The organism is Halobacillus ihumii (genome assembly GCF_902726645.1).
Lineage (GTDB): Bacteria > Bacillota > Bacilli > Bacillales > Halobacillaceae > Halobacillus_A > Halobacillus_A ihumii.
The window spans coordinates 1,293,724-1,308,755 of record NZ_CACVAO010000001.1; the positions used below are offsets into that span (position 1 = coordinate 1,293,724).

The window sequence follows — 15,032 nt, forward strand, 5'->3', positions numbered from 1 at the left end:
CCTTGGTTAGCACATTCCTCCGTGTCACTTTAAAGACTCTTCATACCCACTTTGTTCATAGAGTTCCTCGGGTGATAACTTCGTCCATTTTTCAATTGTTGCTTGAGGATGGTTCTTAGCATATTCATGGACAATGTGATATCCGGCAATATACCCGAAGTTGTATGGAAACTCTTTTCCATCACCGTAAAGAACAGATCCCACATGATTTTTGTCTGTGGTGTCGAGAGAATCCTTCACTCGGTTCCACAGATTCCTTTCCTTCTTACTCCCCATGTTTGAAAAGGTTTCTATGTAAGGCGGCCCGTATAAAAGGGAAGAAAAGTATTCAGCTTTACCTTCAAAGTTGATGCTGCCGAGCATATCCCACTCATAATTCTGGGAAAATTTTGCTGTCCATGTGCTATGGTGATATTCATGAGCAACGGTTTGTTTTAATCTGTCCTCACTAAAATAAGGGAAGGAAAACACCGAGATCTTCCCTTCGCCAACATTCACACCCGCGTAATCCACATTCCCGTTTGGAAGAAGGCAAACCGTTGTGTCAGTCCCAGGTAATGCATAAGCAGACTTTTTCAAGGCTTGAAGTGCCGCTTCCTCCGATTCTGAAGCCCTTAGCATGGCGATATCATTCTTTACTTTCTCCAGTTCTTTCGGAGGCGTGTTCACATACTCCTTCACAAGATGAGAGTAAACACCACTCAAACAGGATTCTTGGATATGATCAATAACAATGTCCTGCCATAACTTATATCGCTCACTCACGTCCTCTGTTTCCTCAGCCTTTTTCACATACTGATCAACGTATTCATAGACAGAAAAAACACGTAAAGCTTGTCCACTTTTAGTTGTTGCTTCAATGATGTATTCTTCATTGGCAGAATAGTTCTTAGCTTGTTCACTGGCGTCAACTTGGTTATTGTTTTCTATTTTCTGATTCGCTTCCTCGTAGCCTATTAAAATACTAAGCAATGCCAAGCCACTAATGACTAAATATCGCATTATTACTCCTTTACAGTTTTTTACCAGAAATACGTTCACGTCTCAAACACTTCACGTACTTTAAAAGCAATTTCAACACTTTATACGTTTGGGTATGAGAACGGTTTCAAAAAAACTATCATCCTTCCCTTGAAGAAGTGGCGTTAACTAGTTTCAAAATTCTTTATTAATCTAATTATCCAATATAAGACAATCCAAGGAAGTACAAATTTTGTTAACCATTCTATTGCCTCAATTATTGCACCAATAAACACGATCATTATAGAAAAAGTATCAATACCGAAATATGGTAATGTATAAAAAAGGATAATAACAAATAAAGCACTAAGTATAATATCCTTCCACGGTAATTTACTCAATCTCTTTTTCATCCTTTAACACCTCACAAACACTCATCTTTAGTTAATGACCTAAGCCTGACAGAATAGCAAGCGCCGTACGAGCCTCTATCTATTCTCCTTTTATATTCAATGAAGGTTCCCCGTTAATTCAACAAGAGAATTATATTCGCCTTCATTAATTCTTTATTCTAAAAAATCCTCTTGTAATAATGAGTACATGTATAAGTCATCAAATTTGCCTGCTGTTCGTTCATATTTTCTTAGTAGACCTTCAAGAACAAAATTATGTTTTTCCAAAAGTTTCCGTAAGATCGACCAACGCTTCAATTCTGTTTAGGTTCATTTTCGTAAAACCGAAATCAATGATCGCAGATAACGTTTCAGTGGCAATTCCCTTGTTCCAGAAACCCTGATCTTATATTTAGAAACCCACAACTGCCAATAACATTTTCTGAACCCTTTAAGGTTATTCCCCATCTTATACCTGTATTATCACTGAAGATCTTCTCATACCATTGAAATTCTTCACGGGTCTCTTTCTTAGATTTGAAAGGAGCCAATCCCATGTATTTTACTACCTCTGGATCCGATAAGTATGTATACATATCATCAACATCCGTTGATTGTACCTGTTTTAAAACCAAACTATCTGTCTTTATAAATGGAAAACTTTTAGGAAAGTAAAATGATTGCTTTGCAAGGATTCTCCCCCTAAAAACATTTTTTTGATCTTCAACAAACTGCCACTTTTATGTAAGGGCGTAGATCTTTATTTCAATTGTAACTTATTCTTGTATAGTCTTTTGAATGAGTTTTTGTTGCGGTTTAAAAGAATAAGGCAGCCATTCAATACAATAGGGAGAACCAAAGACTGGCCTCCCTAATTACGTTAATCTTTAATTATTTAAATATTTAATAACAGCCATTTCTTTACCAAACCTATCACCATTATCAATAAATCCTAAACTGGCATATAAATGATGAGCTTCTTTATTTTCTGAATGATAGCCCACAACAATTTTCTTCGCTTCCGGTAATTTACTCATTTCTGAAAGCATTAACTTGGTTGCGGCTTTTCCAATACCTTTTCCTTGAAAGTTCTTATCAATCATTATTCTAAATACCCAATAACCATTCAGTTCTTCCTTCACAGTATTATACATTAGAAAACCTACTACTTTGTCTTTATAGTAGATTGCAAAAGGTTTTAATGATGATTCGAACTTTGATTGGGCTATTGAAACAGCGTTTGTTTCTATATACTCCGCTTGTTTCTCTGATAATTGTAATTGACAGCATTCATACCAGTTTTCTTCATTCAGTTCTTCAATTTTCACGCGGTCTATCCCCATACATTTTCCCCTTTCATAGTTCGGGGAAACGCTAAGCAACCTTGTTAATTAGGCATTATCCCCTTTGAATTGTTATTGGAAAAAGTTCTATTGTTTGTCATAATGAACGCCCCCTTAACAAATAACTTTCTATAAATCACAAGACTTTGTAATTATACCATATGCCCCACTCAACCTGGGCAATTTTGTAAATGGATAATGGATTAAGAAATAATGTCGTCAATTGTAAAGGAAATATCCATGTGTTTTGGGTTCATTATTGACTTATAATTATATACACCTCTTCCGCCAATATAAAAAGAAGTGTACGGATATCTCTCTGCCAGTTGATCAAGCTGTTCCAACAGGTTTTCATTCTGTTGAAAAGGAATCCCGGTTGAGGCTGAAAACAATACCTTCTGAGGCCGCATATGTTCAATAAGTCTTTCAATCGATGAGAACTTAGGGGAGGCTCCAACTCTTGTTGTTCGCCATCCCTTCACCTGCAATTGAAGTAATAATATTTGCAGAGGGATTTCGTGTAATTCTCCTGGCAGGCAAAAACCAAGAGCGTGTGGTGCTTTCAAGTTATGTTTGAAGTTTCGGCTTACCTGCGTGAGGAAATCTTTAACGACCAGGCTGGATACTGTTTCCTGGCTTTCATCCCACTCGCCTTTTTCCCACAGACCACCAATCTCTTCCAGAAAAGGTTGTACAGTGTTTTGTAAAAATAAATCAAGACCATATTGATGATGGGATTGCTGCAACAAAAATTCCAATCCTTTTTCATCGTATATAGTTCCTTTCTCAATCATCTTCCCAACATTAGAGCTCTTCTCCACTGATCTCAATGTATAGGTTGAGCTTTTTTCAGCTACGACACTATGAATAGCTTGTTTCATGGATTTCCCCTGGTCCCTCAACGCTTTTAATTCTTTTAAAGTTGAAAGATCATCAAGTGTATACAGACGATACCCGTTGTCTAACCTTTGCGGTTGTATAATGTGATATCGATTTTCCCATTTACGAATAAGCTGCTCGGAAAGACCCGTTAATCCAGCAACTTCTTTAATATAGTAATATCTATCTTGTAATTCCTCCATCATATCCGCCCTCTAAAAATATAGTCTACCTATATTATAACATTGTACAATAATAAACAGTATTGTATAATGTTTCTTAATAACAAAATTTCTACCAACGAAGGGGTAATATTACCACAATGATGTTGGTTGAATTCATCATATCAATAGCAGCCAAACGTTTTAAGGTTTATGGCTCAGCATCCATGGATAAAATAGGTGCTAAACAAGCAGCGGAAAAATGAAGGCATGCCAAGCCATTCGACTATGTATAAATCGTTCAGGAGGAGATCGTTATGGACACCAAGCAAAGGCGAGCGGACTTTTATTATTGTGAAAAGATAATAAAAAGACATTCCAAAAGCTTTTATTATGCTTTTTCAAAACTCCCCACTGAAAAAGCAAATGCCGTATATGCAATCTATGCCTTTTGCAGAACCGCAGACGATTGTGTAGATGGCAATCAGTCACCCATGGAAAAGCGTCAGGCACTAAAACAATTAAAAAAAGAGCTGGATTTATTCGAGGATTATGCAGAATTGGACAAACCACTATGGCGCGCGCTCAGACATGTATTTAATAAGTATGATATGGATATCAAGCCTTTTTACGACCAGTTAATAGGACAATCCATGGATGTAGATTTTAATATCCCGAAAACCATGCAAGAACTGGAAAGTTACAGTTATTATGTAGCTGGTTCTGTCGGTTTGATGCTTCTGCCTGTCATTGCTTCGAAATCTTCTGCTGATTTGCATTCCCCAGCAACAGATCTTGGCATCGCCATGCAAATAACGAATATCCTGCGTGATATTGGAGAAGATTTTCATGAGAAAAACCGCATCTACCTTCCAAAGGATGAATTAAGTCATTTTCAATATACACAGAATGATTTACATAAGGGTGTCATCAATGTAAACTTCATCAACCTGTGGGAAAAAATGGCCATGCGTGCTGAATCTTTATATAGCAATTTCTTATTCAACATTAGCCATTTCGACGCTGACAGCCGTCTACCCGTTTACTTATCTGCCCAAGTATACAGAGGAATACTAGATGCTGTGCGAAAAAATGAATACCAGTGTTTATCCAAACGGAACTTTGTTAGCAAAGATAAAATGGCAGAATTAAAGCTGCTATCAGCTGCTGCCCTAGATTTGCAGAAAGGTAGTGTGTTAAATGTTGAAAAATAAAAGTGTACTGATCATCGGAGGCGGACTCGGAGGCCTTTCTGCTGCCATATCACTAGCCCAAAGCGGATATGATGTCTCTTTATATGAAAAAAACCATCACATAGGAGGTAAATTAAACCGTCTGGAGCAGGATGGTTTCGGTTTTGACCTTGGCCCATCCATTCTTACGATGCCCAAGGTCTTTGAAAAGTTATTTTCCGCCAGCGGAAAAAATATGGAGGACTATGTCCCGCTTGTAAAGCTGGACCATCAATGGCGCTCCTTTTTCCCTAATGGCAATGTCATTGATTTATATCAAGATTTAAAAGAAATGCAGGCAAAGAACCCAACCCTGAAAAAAAAGGATATGCGTCAGTATCAAAAACTGCTTACATATTCAAAGAAGCTTTATGATATGACGGAGAAAACTTACTTTCAGCATGGCGTTGATGACACGAAAGGAATCATACAATATTCAGGCGCGCTAAGTGCTTTGAGGAACTTTGATTTGTTCTCAACAGTGCATCAGGCCATTGATAAACGAATAAGCAATAAGCAACTAAGAGATATGCTCTCTTATTTTATCAAATACGTTGGGTCTTCCCCTTACGATGCACCGGCTGTATTGAACATGATGATTTATATGCAGCATGCTCAGGGGGTGTGGTATGTGCCCGGAGGGATGCATCTGCTCGCCAAAGGTCTGGTACAGTTGGCTGAAGAAATCGGGGTTACAATTCATACAGGAACGAAAATTGCCCGACTTGAAAAAAAGAAAGGCGAAATTACCGGTGCTCGTTTGGATGATGGGACAGTACGAACCGCAGATTATTATATTGCTAATATGGAAGTCATTCCGACTTATGAGCAATTACTCCAGGAAAACAAACGTTATGTAAAAAAATTAAAAAAGAAATTCGAACCATCCAGTTCTGGTCTTGTTATGCATTTGGGTGTGAAAAAAAGCTATCCACAGCTGAGTCATCACAATTTCTTCTTCGCAAAAAATATGAAGAAGCAAATGGATAAAATATTCCATCGTCACCAGCTGCCGGATGACCCCGTTATTTATTTGGTGAATGTCAATAAAACAGATCCGGCACAGGCGCCTGCAGGATATGAAAATTTAAAAGTACTCCCCCACATCCCCTATATCAAGGATAAACCTTTAACCCAACAAGACTATGATCAATTCGCAGAGCGGGTTCTCATCAAGTTGGAAAAAATGGGGCTGGAAGATTTACGGGATAACATTGTGACAAAGGATATATGGACACCGGAAGATATTAAACGTGTCTATGGTTCTGACCATGGTTCCATTTACGGGACATTGTCAGATCGCAAGAAAAATAAAGGCTTTAAACATCCGAAGCAGAGTGAACGTTATAACAATCTATATTTTGTCGGTGGAACTGTAAACCCTGGTGGAGGAATGCCAATGGTTACATTAAGCGGTCAGCAGGTAGGAGATAAAATTGCTCAAAGGGATACGCACCATGGCTGACAATGAAGGTTCTTATTTAAAGGGATTACTAGAAAGGCAGCGAGAGAATTTTCTCACCAACTCCATCCCTTCAGTAGAAATTCGAAAGAAAAAGCTTTTGCAGCTAAAAACCATTCTTATAGAACATGAAGAAGCACTTATTCAAGCTCTTTATTCAGATATGCGCAGACCGGCATTCGAAGCTTTTTCTTTTGAAATCGCAGTCTTATTAAATGAAATCGATTATGTATGTAAGCATTTAGAAAAATGGGTACGCCCTGCCCGCTCCCGACATTTAAAATTCGGATATGTGGAAACGATCCAAAAAATGAGGAACCCCTATGGCAGTGTATTGATCATCAGCTCGTGGAATTATCCGCTCCAACTCGCACTCATGCCTGCTATCAGTGCAATAGCGGGTGGAAACCGCTGTGTGATCAAACCATCAGAACATGCACCGGCAACAAGTGAACTGCTGGAAAAGACCATCAATCAAGTGTTTTCTCCCGAACAGCTGGTGGTTGTTACTGGGGGTGTACAAACTGCCAAGTTATTAACCTCCTCACCTTTTGATCTGATTTTTTTTACAGGCAGCCAGCAGACCGGAAAGGCCGTGGCACAGCAGGCCGCCGAACAACTTACACCAGTGATACTGGAACTAGGCGGGAAGAATCCCTGTATCCTAGATGAGACTGGATTTTCAAAAGCAGCAATCCAGGAAATTGTCTGGGGTAAGTTCCTTAACGCAGGACAAACCTGCATTGCGCCTGACACAATTTTTGTCCATGAATCCTTTTATGAACAAACGCTATCTGAGATTTCTACGACGCTTTCAGCCTTCTATGGAGATCGAGCTGAGGACAGTCATGATTATGGGGGAATTTGTAACGATGCGCATTTTCAAAAAGTGGTTCAGTTCATCGGGCAAGGCGATGTATGGCATGGTGGTGGATATGATGCAAGTGATTTGTTCATTGAACCAACAGTGGTTACGGACATGAAGCCAGGAAGTTCCATACTCCAGGAAGAGATCTTTGGGCCGGTCCTTCCTGTCATCCCATATACAGACTTTACTACATTATTATCGAAACAGATAATCCAACGTGATGCTCTGACGGCCTATATTTTTAGTAAAAACAAGAATCATATCCGTTTGTTCAAGCGACACATGCAGTCACCAACGGTCAGTGTCAATCAAGTGATTCATCACGCCGCAAATCCTCATGTCGCTTTCGGAGGTGTGGGGCGAAGCGGATATGGCGCCTATCATGGCAGAGCGGGTTTTTTAGCCTTCAGTTATGACAAGACAGATTATAAAGCACATCATTACATGAATGTTCAAGACAAATTCCCGCCGTATTCTGACAGAAATATGAATATAGTAAAGAAGTTTAGAAAGTGGCTGTTATAAACACTGCACTCGTTGTGACATGGATAGGAAATAAAGAATTATTTTAGGAGAATTGCCATGCCGATTGTTTCATTACCCGTCATGTGGATCATTTTCATTGATGTTATTGCATGGACGTTTTTTCATTTGTTCATTTCTGCGGTTTGTATGCGGCTGCCCTTGGAATTCTTTCTGAAAGATCGTCTCTTGTTTCAAATATTCTCTTGGGAAAAATCAGGAGAATTGTGGCAACGATTAATTCGCGTCAAAACATGGAAAGGGTCTCTAATAGATGGCACGATTTTCCTTAAAAAGGGGTACAGTAAGAAGGGATTGCATGGCACCCGATTAGATGACTTGAAGATCTTTGCTGCGGAAACAAAACGCGCGGAGTTGACCCATTGGCTCTCCATTCTGCCCGCTCCGTTGTTCTTCTTATGGAACCCGTTATGGGCGGGCTGGGTGATGATCTTGTATGCTTTTGTTTTCAACCTCCCCATTATTGTTGTTCAGCGCTACAATCGCGGACGTATTGATGCAATCACATCATGAACTTTTCCTAAACAATGGGGTTATTTTTAGATTAAAGAGCAGTATTTTTGTCCGGAGCCATATTCACTGCAAATGAATAAATAGGAATGGAAATGAGGGAAGTTACATGGGAAAGAAGGTCATAGTTGTTGGTGCGGGTGTTGCAGGTCTTGCCAGTGCCATTAGACTGCAGCATGCCGGCTACCAGGTAGAACTATATGAAAAAGAGTCAAAGCCTGGAGGAAAGATGAATCAGATTGAAATAGATGGCTATAAATTTGATTTGGGACCAAGTATCGTCATGATGCCAGAATTGTACCGGGAAATTTTTGAGCTTTGCGGACGCAATCCTGATGATTATATTCCAATGGAAAAATTGGATCCGATTTACAGAGCTTACTTCAGTGATATTCCTGACAGTCCTTTTGATATCTCCTCGGACCTTACCGAATTGACTAAAACGATTGAATCAATCAGCGAAGAAGATACCGAGGGATTTTTTAAATATCTGCATGAAATTTACAAACGCTTTATCGTTGCCAAGCATGACATCCTACAAAGACCGTTTCGCAAACAGACTGACTTTTATAACCTGCCCATGTTGAAAAAGGCCATGAAACTGAAAATATTCGACACTGCAGATCAATTTATTGGTAAATATATAAAAAGCGAGCGGCTGAAACAGTTAATCAGTTTTCAAACGTTGTACATAGGAATTTCTCCCATTAAAAGCCCATCTTTTTATACCATGATTCCCATGATTCAATTTTTATATGGTGTATGGTTTATCAAAGGCGGTATGTACACAATGGCATCGGCTATGGAGAAACTCTTTAAAGAACTTGGAGGATCCATTTACTATAACAAGGATGTTCAGGAAATATGTGTTCAAAATCGCAAAACGACCGGAATTGTTGTGGATGACCAGAAAATCGCTGCGGATTTTGTAGTCTGCAATGCAGATTTCCCGTATGCTATGAAAAATCTTGTCAAGGAACCGTCTGCCAAAGGGAAATATACCGACCGAAAAATCGACCGCATGAAATATTCCTGTTCTTGTTTTCTATTATACCTCGGCATGGATAGGAAATATGAAGAAGTTGAGCAGGTTCATAATTTTATTTTCAATGAAAAGCTGGATCAAAATTTACAGGATATTTTTGAGGGTAAAAAACTAACGAATGCCTCTTTTTATGTGTATATAGCATCGAAAATGGATCCCTCTCTGGCACCCGAGGGGAAAGACGGACTATATATCCTTATGCCTGTCTCAAATGTAGCTTCTGCGAATTATGAATGGAACGAGGAAACGATTCAATATTACCGCAGCTACGTTTTAAACGAACTTAAAAAAATAAAGGGTTTTGAAAATATTGATCATGAGATTGTCACCGAAACTTGTATAACACCAGTGGATTTTGAATCAAAATTCAATGCATATAATGGGGCCACTTTTGGTTTGCAGCCAATTCTTTCCCAAAGTAACCACATGCGCCCGCAAAGTAAAGCGACGCATTGTGAAAACCTGTATTTCACCGGGAGTAGTACACATCCGGGTGCCGGCATCCCAATTGTGCTATTATCCGCCAAGATCACCACACAGGAACTCATAAAAGACGACCAAGGTATTTTATTTGGCTAAAGGAATGCCAACAAGGATGGGAAATTATTATTCAGCGTATCGCGGCTATGATGAAGGAGGTATATTAAATGACAGCTGTAGAGGTAGTTAATCTTGTTATCGGTTTCCTTGCCATTTTGATTGCCATTCTGATGTTCTGGTCTTTGCCAGTTCCGGGTTTCTCTTCCAGTGATCATGGCAGTCTTCCGTTTCTATCCATCATTATTCCTGCCAGAAATGAAAGTCGCCGGATTGCACCATTATTGCAATCATTGCAGGAACAAAATTTCCAGTCATTTGAGGTTTTGGTTGTGGACGACAATTCATCAGACAACACAGCCGCTGTCGCGAAAGCTTATGGTACAAAGGTTATACAGAATAAAATAAATGATTTGGAATCCGGAGCCGGAAAGTCATTGGCATGCTGGTATGGGGCTAAGCACGCAAAAGGGAAATGGCTCTTGTTTTTAGATGCAGACACTTATTTCACCAATGCGGACAGCATGAAACATTTGTTGCTTTACTACCAGCGAAAAGGAGCCAAGGGCATTGTATCATTACAGCCATTTCACACAGTTCGTTGCATGTATGAAAATTTCTCCGCAGTATTTAACATTATTGTGATTGTGGGAATGAATACATTTACAGTTTGGAGATCCCGGTTTAAAACCGCCGGTTCGTTCGGTCCGTGCATTTTATGCAACAGTGACGATTACTTTTTGTCAGGCGGTCATAAAAAGATTCAAGGAGCAATTATGGATGACCTGGCATTGGGACAGGCATTTCTTGACAAAAACCTTCCAGTTTATTGCTTAGGCGGCAAAGGGGTTATATCTTTCCGCATGTACCCGGAAGGATTAAAAAGCCTTGTCGAAGGCTGGTGCAAAAGTTTTGCTGTGGGTTCAAAGTCTACACATCCAGTCGTTATGCTAATGACCATCATCTGGATTTCCGGCAGTTTTATCATTACAGGAGCACTGTTCTCTTCCATTACTGCCCTGAACCCTGCTGCCATGACTTTCAGCGGCATATTGTATATTCTTTATACTTTACAAACTGCGTGGTTTGCCCGCAGGTGCGGTGATTTCAGATGGTTTATCTTCCCTTTTCATCCGGTTTTATTTTTATTTTTCACAGGAATCTATTTATATTCCTTATTCCGGGTAAATATCTTACATTCTGTAAAATGGAAGGATCGCAAAATAAATGTCTAAAAGGACCCGATAGTTGCTTAGGAGGGAAGAAATATGGATACTATTCTTTTCACCTTTTTTACACTTGCTTATACGATCCTTTTAATGCTAGCGATAAGGATATTTAGAAATCATAATGTTTTCAGTATATTACTATTACTGCCTGTCATCGTTGGTCTTATCTATGACAACGGGGTTATTTCAGCCGGCCGCTTTATAGGAGAAGGTCCTTTCTTAGAAAGTTTAAACCTCGCTAGGTATTGGATACATGCCTTTTTTACACCACTTTTAGTCCTGTATGCTTGGAAAACCCTTGAACAGGCAGAGGTTCAGTGGGCGAGTAAAAACTGGGCAAGGATCTCTGCTTTTCTTTTAACAGCTGTGCTTATATTAATGGAGTTATTTACTGTAGTAATTGGCCTCAACATAGAAGCAAGGTTGGAATACGGGGTTTTAAGTTACAGTAGCACCGAACCTTCAAGTGGTCCGCCCATCATGGTACTGGTTGTTTCAGTGGTGCTGCTAGCTTCTTCCCTGATCATTTGGCGCCGACAAAAATGGATATGGTTTTTCATTGGTTCGTTTATAATGATCGTAGGAAGTGCTATCCAACTGCCGGTGGATAGTGGTGCCATTACCAATTTCTTTGAACTAGTACTAATAGGCTCTTTGCTCAGCACGGCTTACTTTCAAGGGAAAAGTTCATGAAACCTTTAAAAGGAGGGGAACGTATGCGATTATGGCATGAGACTCTCATCCCCTATTTACCTAGACAGCAGCTGCTCGGGCAACATCGCGAGTGTTGTGCGCTCAGAGGAAAAGGATGGGGCAAAGAACATTCAACGGTTAATTACGTTTTCAAATACAGTCCCTATTACCTATATTTGTATCATATGAAAATCATGGAAGAAATGAGTCACAGAGGGTACAATTGTGATCCCCTTTGGCATGACAAGTTTTATCGCGGCAAGCAATGTAACCCCTATCGCCATGATCAACTTGGTGATTTTAATTCATCTGCATCTGCTTCCGAACTAACGATTTACCCGGAGCATGACCAAACTTATTTGGACGAATGCCTTTCAAACCTCGAAGACAAAGGAATACAACTGAATCTAAATAAAACAAAAACAAAACACCCTTAATGAGTCAATCCAACATCGTTTGCGATACCGCGATGTTGGATTGATTATTTTCCAGAAGAGTTTATTATCACTGTTTAAACATTTCCTCAAGCTTCTTATACCTATACCTAAAAATTTCATTCAGCTTCTTCTCGACATTTATCCTGTGTACTAATCGACCAAGCATAGCATAAGGGAGCGCATAATGAACAATATCCGTCATTTCTACGCCATCTTCAAGTTCTTTAAAATGATGTTGATGATGCCAAAACCGGTATGGACCAAAACGTTGTTCATCAATAAAGTACTTGTTCTCCACCATGTGAGTGATTTCCGTCACCCAACTTAATGAAACCCCAAGTAAGGGCTTTAAACGATAAGTCGCAAGCATTCCAGGATACATGTTCTCAGGAAGGTGTCCAGTAACTTCAAATTTCATCCAAGGGGGTGTAATACTTGATAGATTTCCCGCACTTGAAAAAAACGACCATGCCTCACTTACCGAAATAGGAAGCTGCTGTGTTGTCTTCATCTTATATATTCTCAATCGCTCTCACCTCTTATAAGGTTTTCCACTTCGAAGTAAAAGTTAATCATAAGTTAGGCTTTTAGCTGAGGAGACATATTCTTCTTAAATCCTGTTGTATGGAAAGCACTACTAAAGTATCTTTTTCTTATGTCGCCATATAAAAAAAGCCAACCATTTTCAGGTTGACTTCTTATAACAAATACTGGTTACTTTTTATTGTTAAAACTTTCTCTCCTACCTTTACTTTCAGTGGGATTTACCCTTTGCTGCTCTTCTTTCTCATAATATTTAGCAGAAGGCTGATACAGTTCATTTACATTCGTCTCAAGATTTTTTTGTCTGTCCTTGGCCATATAAACCCTCCAATCTTTGGGTCGGATTCTTCTTCCCTGCTTAAACTTAGGTGAAATACTCTAACCTTGCATAAGGAAAATACTTATCAATATATCCACCGAGTGTATCTTTCATATCTTCCTGCTCCTCGTTCTGATAGACGTATTTTCCAATCCCATATCGGCCCCATTTCCACTTTCTTTTAGACTCCTCAAGTTCGAGCTTACTCATGGGATAATTTTTCTCAATTACACGCTTAGCTGGTTTAGTAAAACGATGCTGAATGAGCTCAAAAGTTAAATCCCTTGTGGCGTGAGAAGGGAGTGCTTTTTTTAAATGTTTAAACATTTCCTCATATCCGTCCTTCCACCCTTCATGCAGATAAATGGGCGCGACGATAAATCCTAGAGGGTAACCTGCTTCAGCTACCTTAACAGCAGCTTTTATTCTATCCTTGAGCTTTGACGTTCCAGGTTCAAAATACTTGATAACATAATCATCATTAATGCTGAATCGAAACCTCGTTCGACCATTGTGCTTCGCATCAAGTAAATGGTCAACATGTTCGAATTTGGTCACGAATCGAAGCTTTCCATGTTCAGACTTTCCGAAATACTCGATCGCATCTTTCAATGTATGGGTTAGATGATCTACTCCTACAATATCTGATGTACATGAAGCTTCAAAACGCGTAGGTTCCGGCGCCCGTTCTTTCATGTATGCCTCTGCTGCAGCAAAAATCTCATCCGTGTTTACATATGTCCGTATATACGGTTTGCTCCCCATCGTCGTTTGCAAATAACAATAATGACAGTGACCCATACATCCTGTTGCAAAAGGGATCGCATATTCTGCAGAAGGCTTAGAGGTATCAAACTTTAACGTTTTACGCACCCCAACGACGAGGGTAGATTTGGCCACACGATATTTCTGAAAATCGTTTTCCCCAGGTAAATTCCTAATCTGATTGTGAGAAGTGGTATGCCTAATTTCGATGCCCATATCTTCAAATTTTTCAATAAGCTCTCTGCCCTTCGAATACTCTAGTGCTCGAGGTTCTACGTAGACAAGCTGAGGTACGAAAGGTTTAACCATAAAGCCCCTCCCCATCAGCTCCAAAAGCTTCTCTGTAGGCTTGCTCAGCTTGATCTTCCGTCTTATAAACGGCCACTTCATCTGTTAAAGGATAATATGTTTCGTATACAAATAAGGATAGCTCCCCAGGGTTTTCTGGGTCTTGAACAACTGCTGCTTCTTGTACATTCGCCACGTCTTGGGCATGAGGATTTCGAATAATGACATAAACAATTTCTCCAGCGTTAAACGTTTCGTGTATATCCATAATTCCACCTAACCTTTTTCAGTTTTTTCCATCATTAAAATCAGTTATTAGAGGTGATAAAAAGCCTCCCCTTCCGAAGTAAAGAAAAAGAGGCTTCTGTATTTATTGATAATTTTTATGGTATTCTGCAGTTGAGTGGACTACATTAATGATCATCATGACCCAAGCCACTTCTGAAAGGATAAGCCCTAGGTAGAACGTTACCGATGGGAATGAGAGTACTGCAGGTGCCTCCACGAATAACGCCTGAAAATAGTAAACCCACATGCCTACAAGCAGAATTGTTTGAATAACAGAAAGTGTCATCCTCTTCAGATTCATAAACATAAATGGAGCAACTGTTGCCAATAACAGAAAAATAAGCACGATATCCATTGAAACCACCTCCTCTTTAAAAGTGTCCCCTTGCAGCTTATTTTTATGATAAAACGGACACATGAGGTTTAGCTTATAAAAAAAGAACGTATTTTTATCTCGGCCGGCAGAATGATCTTGATTTAAAGAATACTACGAACTATGCGCTTTAGTTGATAGATATAAGGGATCCTACATGTTAAT

16 protein-coding genes and 1 pseudogene are annotated in these 15,032 nt (G+C 39.4%); 8 read left to right on the forward strand and 9 right to left on the reverse strand.

Annotated elements, in window-relative coordinates; translation table 11 throughout:
- Positions 1-24: 24 nt before the first annotated feature.
- From G6R08_RS06575 to G6R08_RS06590, 4 genes and pseudogenes are all read right to left on the reverse strand, one after another.
- Positions 25-1,002: a DUF2268 domain-containing putative Zn-dependent protease gene (locus tag G6R08_RS06575; RefSeq protein WP_163527248.1), complete on the reverse strand. Its 978-nt coding sequence runs from the start codon at positions 1,000-1,002 to the stop codon at positions 25-27.
- 524 nt (positions 1,003-1,526) lie between these two features.
- Positions 1,527-2,047: pseudogene (locus G6R08_RS06580) on the reverse strand (GNAT family N-acetyltransferase).
- Between the two features lie 192 nt (positions 2,048-2,239).
- Positions 2,240-2,695, reverse strand: a complete 456-nt coding sequence (locus G6R08_RS06585) for a GNAT family N-acetyltransferase (RefSeq protein WP_163527249.1) — start codon at positions 2,693-2,695, stop codon at positions 2,240-2,242.
- A 203-nt stretch (positions 2,696-2,898) separates the two neighbouring features.
- Positions 2,899-3,780: a MerR family transcriptional regulator gene (locus tag G6R08_RS06590; RefSeq protein WP_163527250.1), complete on the reverse strand. Its 882-nt coding sequence runs from the start codon at positions 3,778-3,780 to the stop codon at positions 2,899-2,901.
- Between the two features lie 272 nt (positions 3,781-4,052).
- On the opposite strand from G6R08_RS06590, the gene G6R08_RS06595 reads away from it, so the two are divergent.
- The 8 genes from G6R08_RS06595 (at position 4,053) to G6R08_RS06630 (ending at position 12,291) form a co-directional block, all read left to right on the forward strand.
- Entirely contained in the window at positions 4,053-4,949 is an 897-nt protein-coding gene (locus tag G6R08_RS06595) for a phytoene/squalene synthase family protein (RefSeq protein ID WP_240339657.1), read from the forward strand.
- Positions 4,936-6,432 carry a phytoene desaturase family protein gene (locus G6R08_RS06600; RefSeq protein WP_205439400.1) on the forward strand — a complete coding sequence of 499 codons (1,497 nt, stop codon included), beginning with the start codon at positions 4,936-4,938 and terminating at the stop codon, positions 6,430-6,432. The genes G6R08_RS06595 and G6R08_RS06600 overlap by 14 nt, the downstream gene beginning before the upstream one ends.
- Positions 6,425-7,822, forward strand: a complete 1,398-nt coding sequence (locus G6R08_RS06605) for an aldehyde dehydrogenase family protein (RefSeq protein ID WP_163527251.1) — start codon at positions 6,425-6,427, stop codon at positions 7,820-7,822. Before G6R08_RS06600 ends, G6R08_RS06605 begins: the two co-directional genes overlap by 8 nt.
- Positions 7,823-7,879: 57 nt before the next feature.
- Entirely contained in the window at positions 7,880-8,353 is a 474-nt protein-coding gene (locus G6R08_RS06610) for a glycosyl-4,4'-diaponeurosporenoate acyltransferase CrtO family protein (RefSeq protein ID WP_163527252.1), read from the forward strand.
- Between the two features lie 106 nt (positions 8,354-8,459).
- Positions 8,460-9,974: a phytoene desaturase family protein gene (locus G6R08_RS06615; RefSeq protein WP_163527253.1), complete on the forward strand. Its 1,515-nt coding sequence runs from the start codon at positions 8,460-8,462 to the stop codon at positions 9,972-9,974.
- A 68-nt stretch (positions 9,975-10,042) separates the two neighbouring features.
- Positions 10,043-11,167 carry a glycosyltransferase family 2 protein gene (locus G6R08_RS06620; RefSeq protein WP_163527254.1) on the forward strand — a complete coding sequence of 375 codons (1,125 nt, stop codon included), beginning with the start codon at positions 10,043-10,045 and terminating at the stop codon, positions 11,165-11,167.
- 33 nt (positions 11,168-11,200) lie between these two features.
- Positions 11,201-11,854, forward strand: a complete 654-nt coding sequence (locus tag G6R08_RS06625; RefSeq protein WP_163527255.1) for a hypothetical protein — start codon at positions 11,201-11,203, stop codon at positions 11,852-11,854.
- A 23-nt stretch (positions 11,855-11,877) separates the two neighbouring features.
- A complete protein-coding gene (locus tag G6R08_RS06630) occupies positions 11,878-12,291 on the forward strand; it encodes a TIGR02328 family protein (RefSeq protein ID WP_163527256.1) in 414 nt (137 codons plus the stop codon).
- A 67-nt stretch (positions 12,292-12,358) separates the two neighbouring features.
- Here G6R08_RS06630 and G6R08_RS06635 read toward each other — a convergent pair whose 3' ends face one another.
- The 5 genes from G6R08_RS06635 to G6R08_RS06655 all read right to left on the reverse strand — a co-directional run bounded on the left by G6R08_RS06635 (position 12,359) and on the right by G6R08_RS06655 (position 14,849).
- The gene (locus G6R08_RS06635; protein WP_163527257.1) at positions 12,359-12,817 is read right to left on the reverse strand and encodes an SRPBCC family protein; all 459 of its coding nucleotides are present in this window, start codon (positions 12,815-12,817) and stop codon (positions 12,359-12,361) included.
- A gap of 188 nt (positions 12,818-13,005) precedes the next feature.
- Entirely contained in the window at positions 13,006-13,152 is a 147-nt protein-coding gene (locus tag G6R08_RS06640) for a hypothetical protein (protein WP_163527258.1), read from the reverse strand.
- 46 nt (positions 13,153-13,198) lie between these two features.
- Positions 13,199-14,227, reverse strand: coding sequence for a spore photoproduct lyase (gene splB, locus G6R08_RS06645; RefSeq protein WP_163527259.1), 1,029 nt, complete (start codon positions 14,225-14,227; stop codon positions 13,199-13,201).
- Entirely contained in the window at positions 14,220-14,474 is a 255-nt protein-coding gene (locus tag G6R08_RS06650) for a transcriptional regulator SplA domain-containing protein (protein ID WP_163527260.1), read from the reverse strand. The genes splB and G6R08_RS06650 overlap by 8 nt, the downstream gene beginning before the upstream one ends.
- Positions 14,475-14,576: 102 nt before the next feature.
- Positions 14,577-14,849: a hypothetical protein gene (locus G6R08_RS06655; protein WP_163527261.1), complete on the reverse strand. Its 273-nt coding sequence runs from the start codon at positions 14,847-14,849 to the stop codon at positions 14,577-14,579.
- Between the last annotated feature and the right edge of the window lie 183 nt (positions 14,850-15,032).

What these genes read in the sequence shown, in the direction of transcription:
- G6R08_RS06575 (WP_163527248.1), bottom strand. Translation starts at nt 1,002, where the DNA reads ATGCGATATTTAGTCATTAGTGGCTTGGCATTGCTTAGTATTTTAATA.
- G6R08_RS06585 (WP_163527249.1), bottom strand. Translation starts at nt 2,695, where the DNA reads ATGGGGATAGACCGCGTGAAAATTGAAGAACTGAATGAAGAAAACTGG.
- G6R08_RS06590 (WP_163527250.1), bottom strand. Translation starts at nt 3,780, where the DNA reads ATGATGGAGGAATTACAAGATAGATATTACTATATTAAAGAAGTTGCT.
- G6R08_RS06595 (WP_240339657.1), top strand. Translation starts at nt 4,053, where the DNA reads ATGGACACCAAGCAAAGGCGAGCGGACTTTTATTATTGTGAAAAGATA.
- G6R08_RS06600 (WP_205439400.1), top strand. Translation starts at nt 4,936, where the DNA reads ATGTTGAAAAATAAAAGTGTACTGATCATCGGAGGCGGACTCGGAGGC.
- G6R08_RS06605 (WP_163527251.1), top strand. Translation starts at nt 6,425, where the DNA reads ATGGCTGACAATGAAGGTTCTTATTTAAAGGGATTACTAGAAAGGCAG.
- G6R08_RS06610 (WP_163527252.1), top strand. Translation starts at nt 7,880, where the DNA reads ATGCCGATTGTTTCATTACCCGTCATGTGGATCATTTTCATTGATGTT.
- G6R08_RS06615 (WP_163527253.1), top strand. Translation starts at nt 8,460, where the DNA reads ATGGGAAAGAAGGTCATAGTTGTTGGTGCGGGTGTTGCAGGTCTTGCC.
- G6R08_RS06620 (WP_163527254.1), top strand. Translation starts at nt 10,043, where the DNA reads ATGACAGCTGTAGAGGTAGTTAATCTTGTTATCGGTTTCCTTGCCATT.
- G6R08_RS06625 (WP_163527255.1), top strand. Translation starts at nt 11,201, where the DNA reads ATGGATACTATTCTTTTCACCTTTTTTACACTTGCTTATACGATCCTT.
- G6R08_RS06630 (WP_163527256.1), top strand. Translation starts at nt 11,878, where the DNA reads ATGCGATTATGGCATGAGACTCTCATCCCCTATTTACCTAGACAGCAG.
- G6R08_RS06640 (WP_163527258.1), bottom strand. Translation starts at nt 13,152, where the DNA reads ATGGCCAAGGACAGACAAAAAAATCTTGAGACGAATGTAAATGAACTG.
- splB (WP_163527259.1), bottom strand. Translation starts at nt 14,227, where the DNA reads ATGGTTAAACCTTTCGTACCTCAGCTTGTCTACGTAGAACCTCGAGCA.
- G6R08_RS06650 (WP_163527260.1), bottom strand. Translation starts at nt 14,474, where the DNA reads ATGGATATACACGAAACGTTTAACGCTGGAGAAATTGTTTATGTCATT.
- G6R08_RS06655 (WP_163527261.1), bottom strand. Translation starts at nt 14,849, where the DNA reads ATGGATATCGTGCTTATTTTTCTGTTATTGGCAACAGTTGCTCCATTT.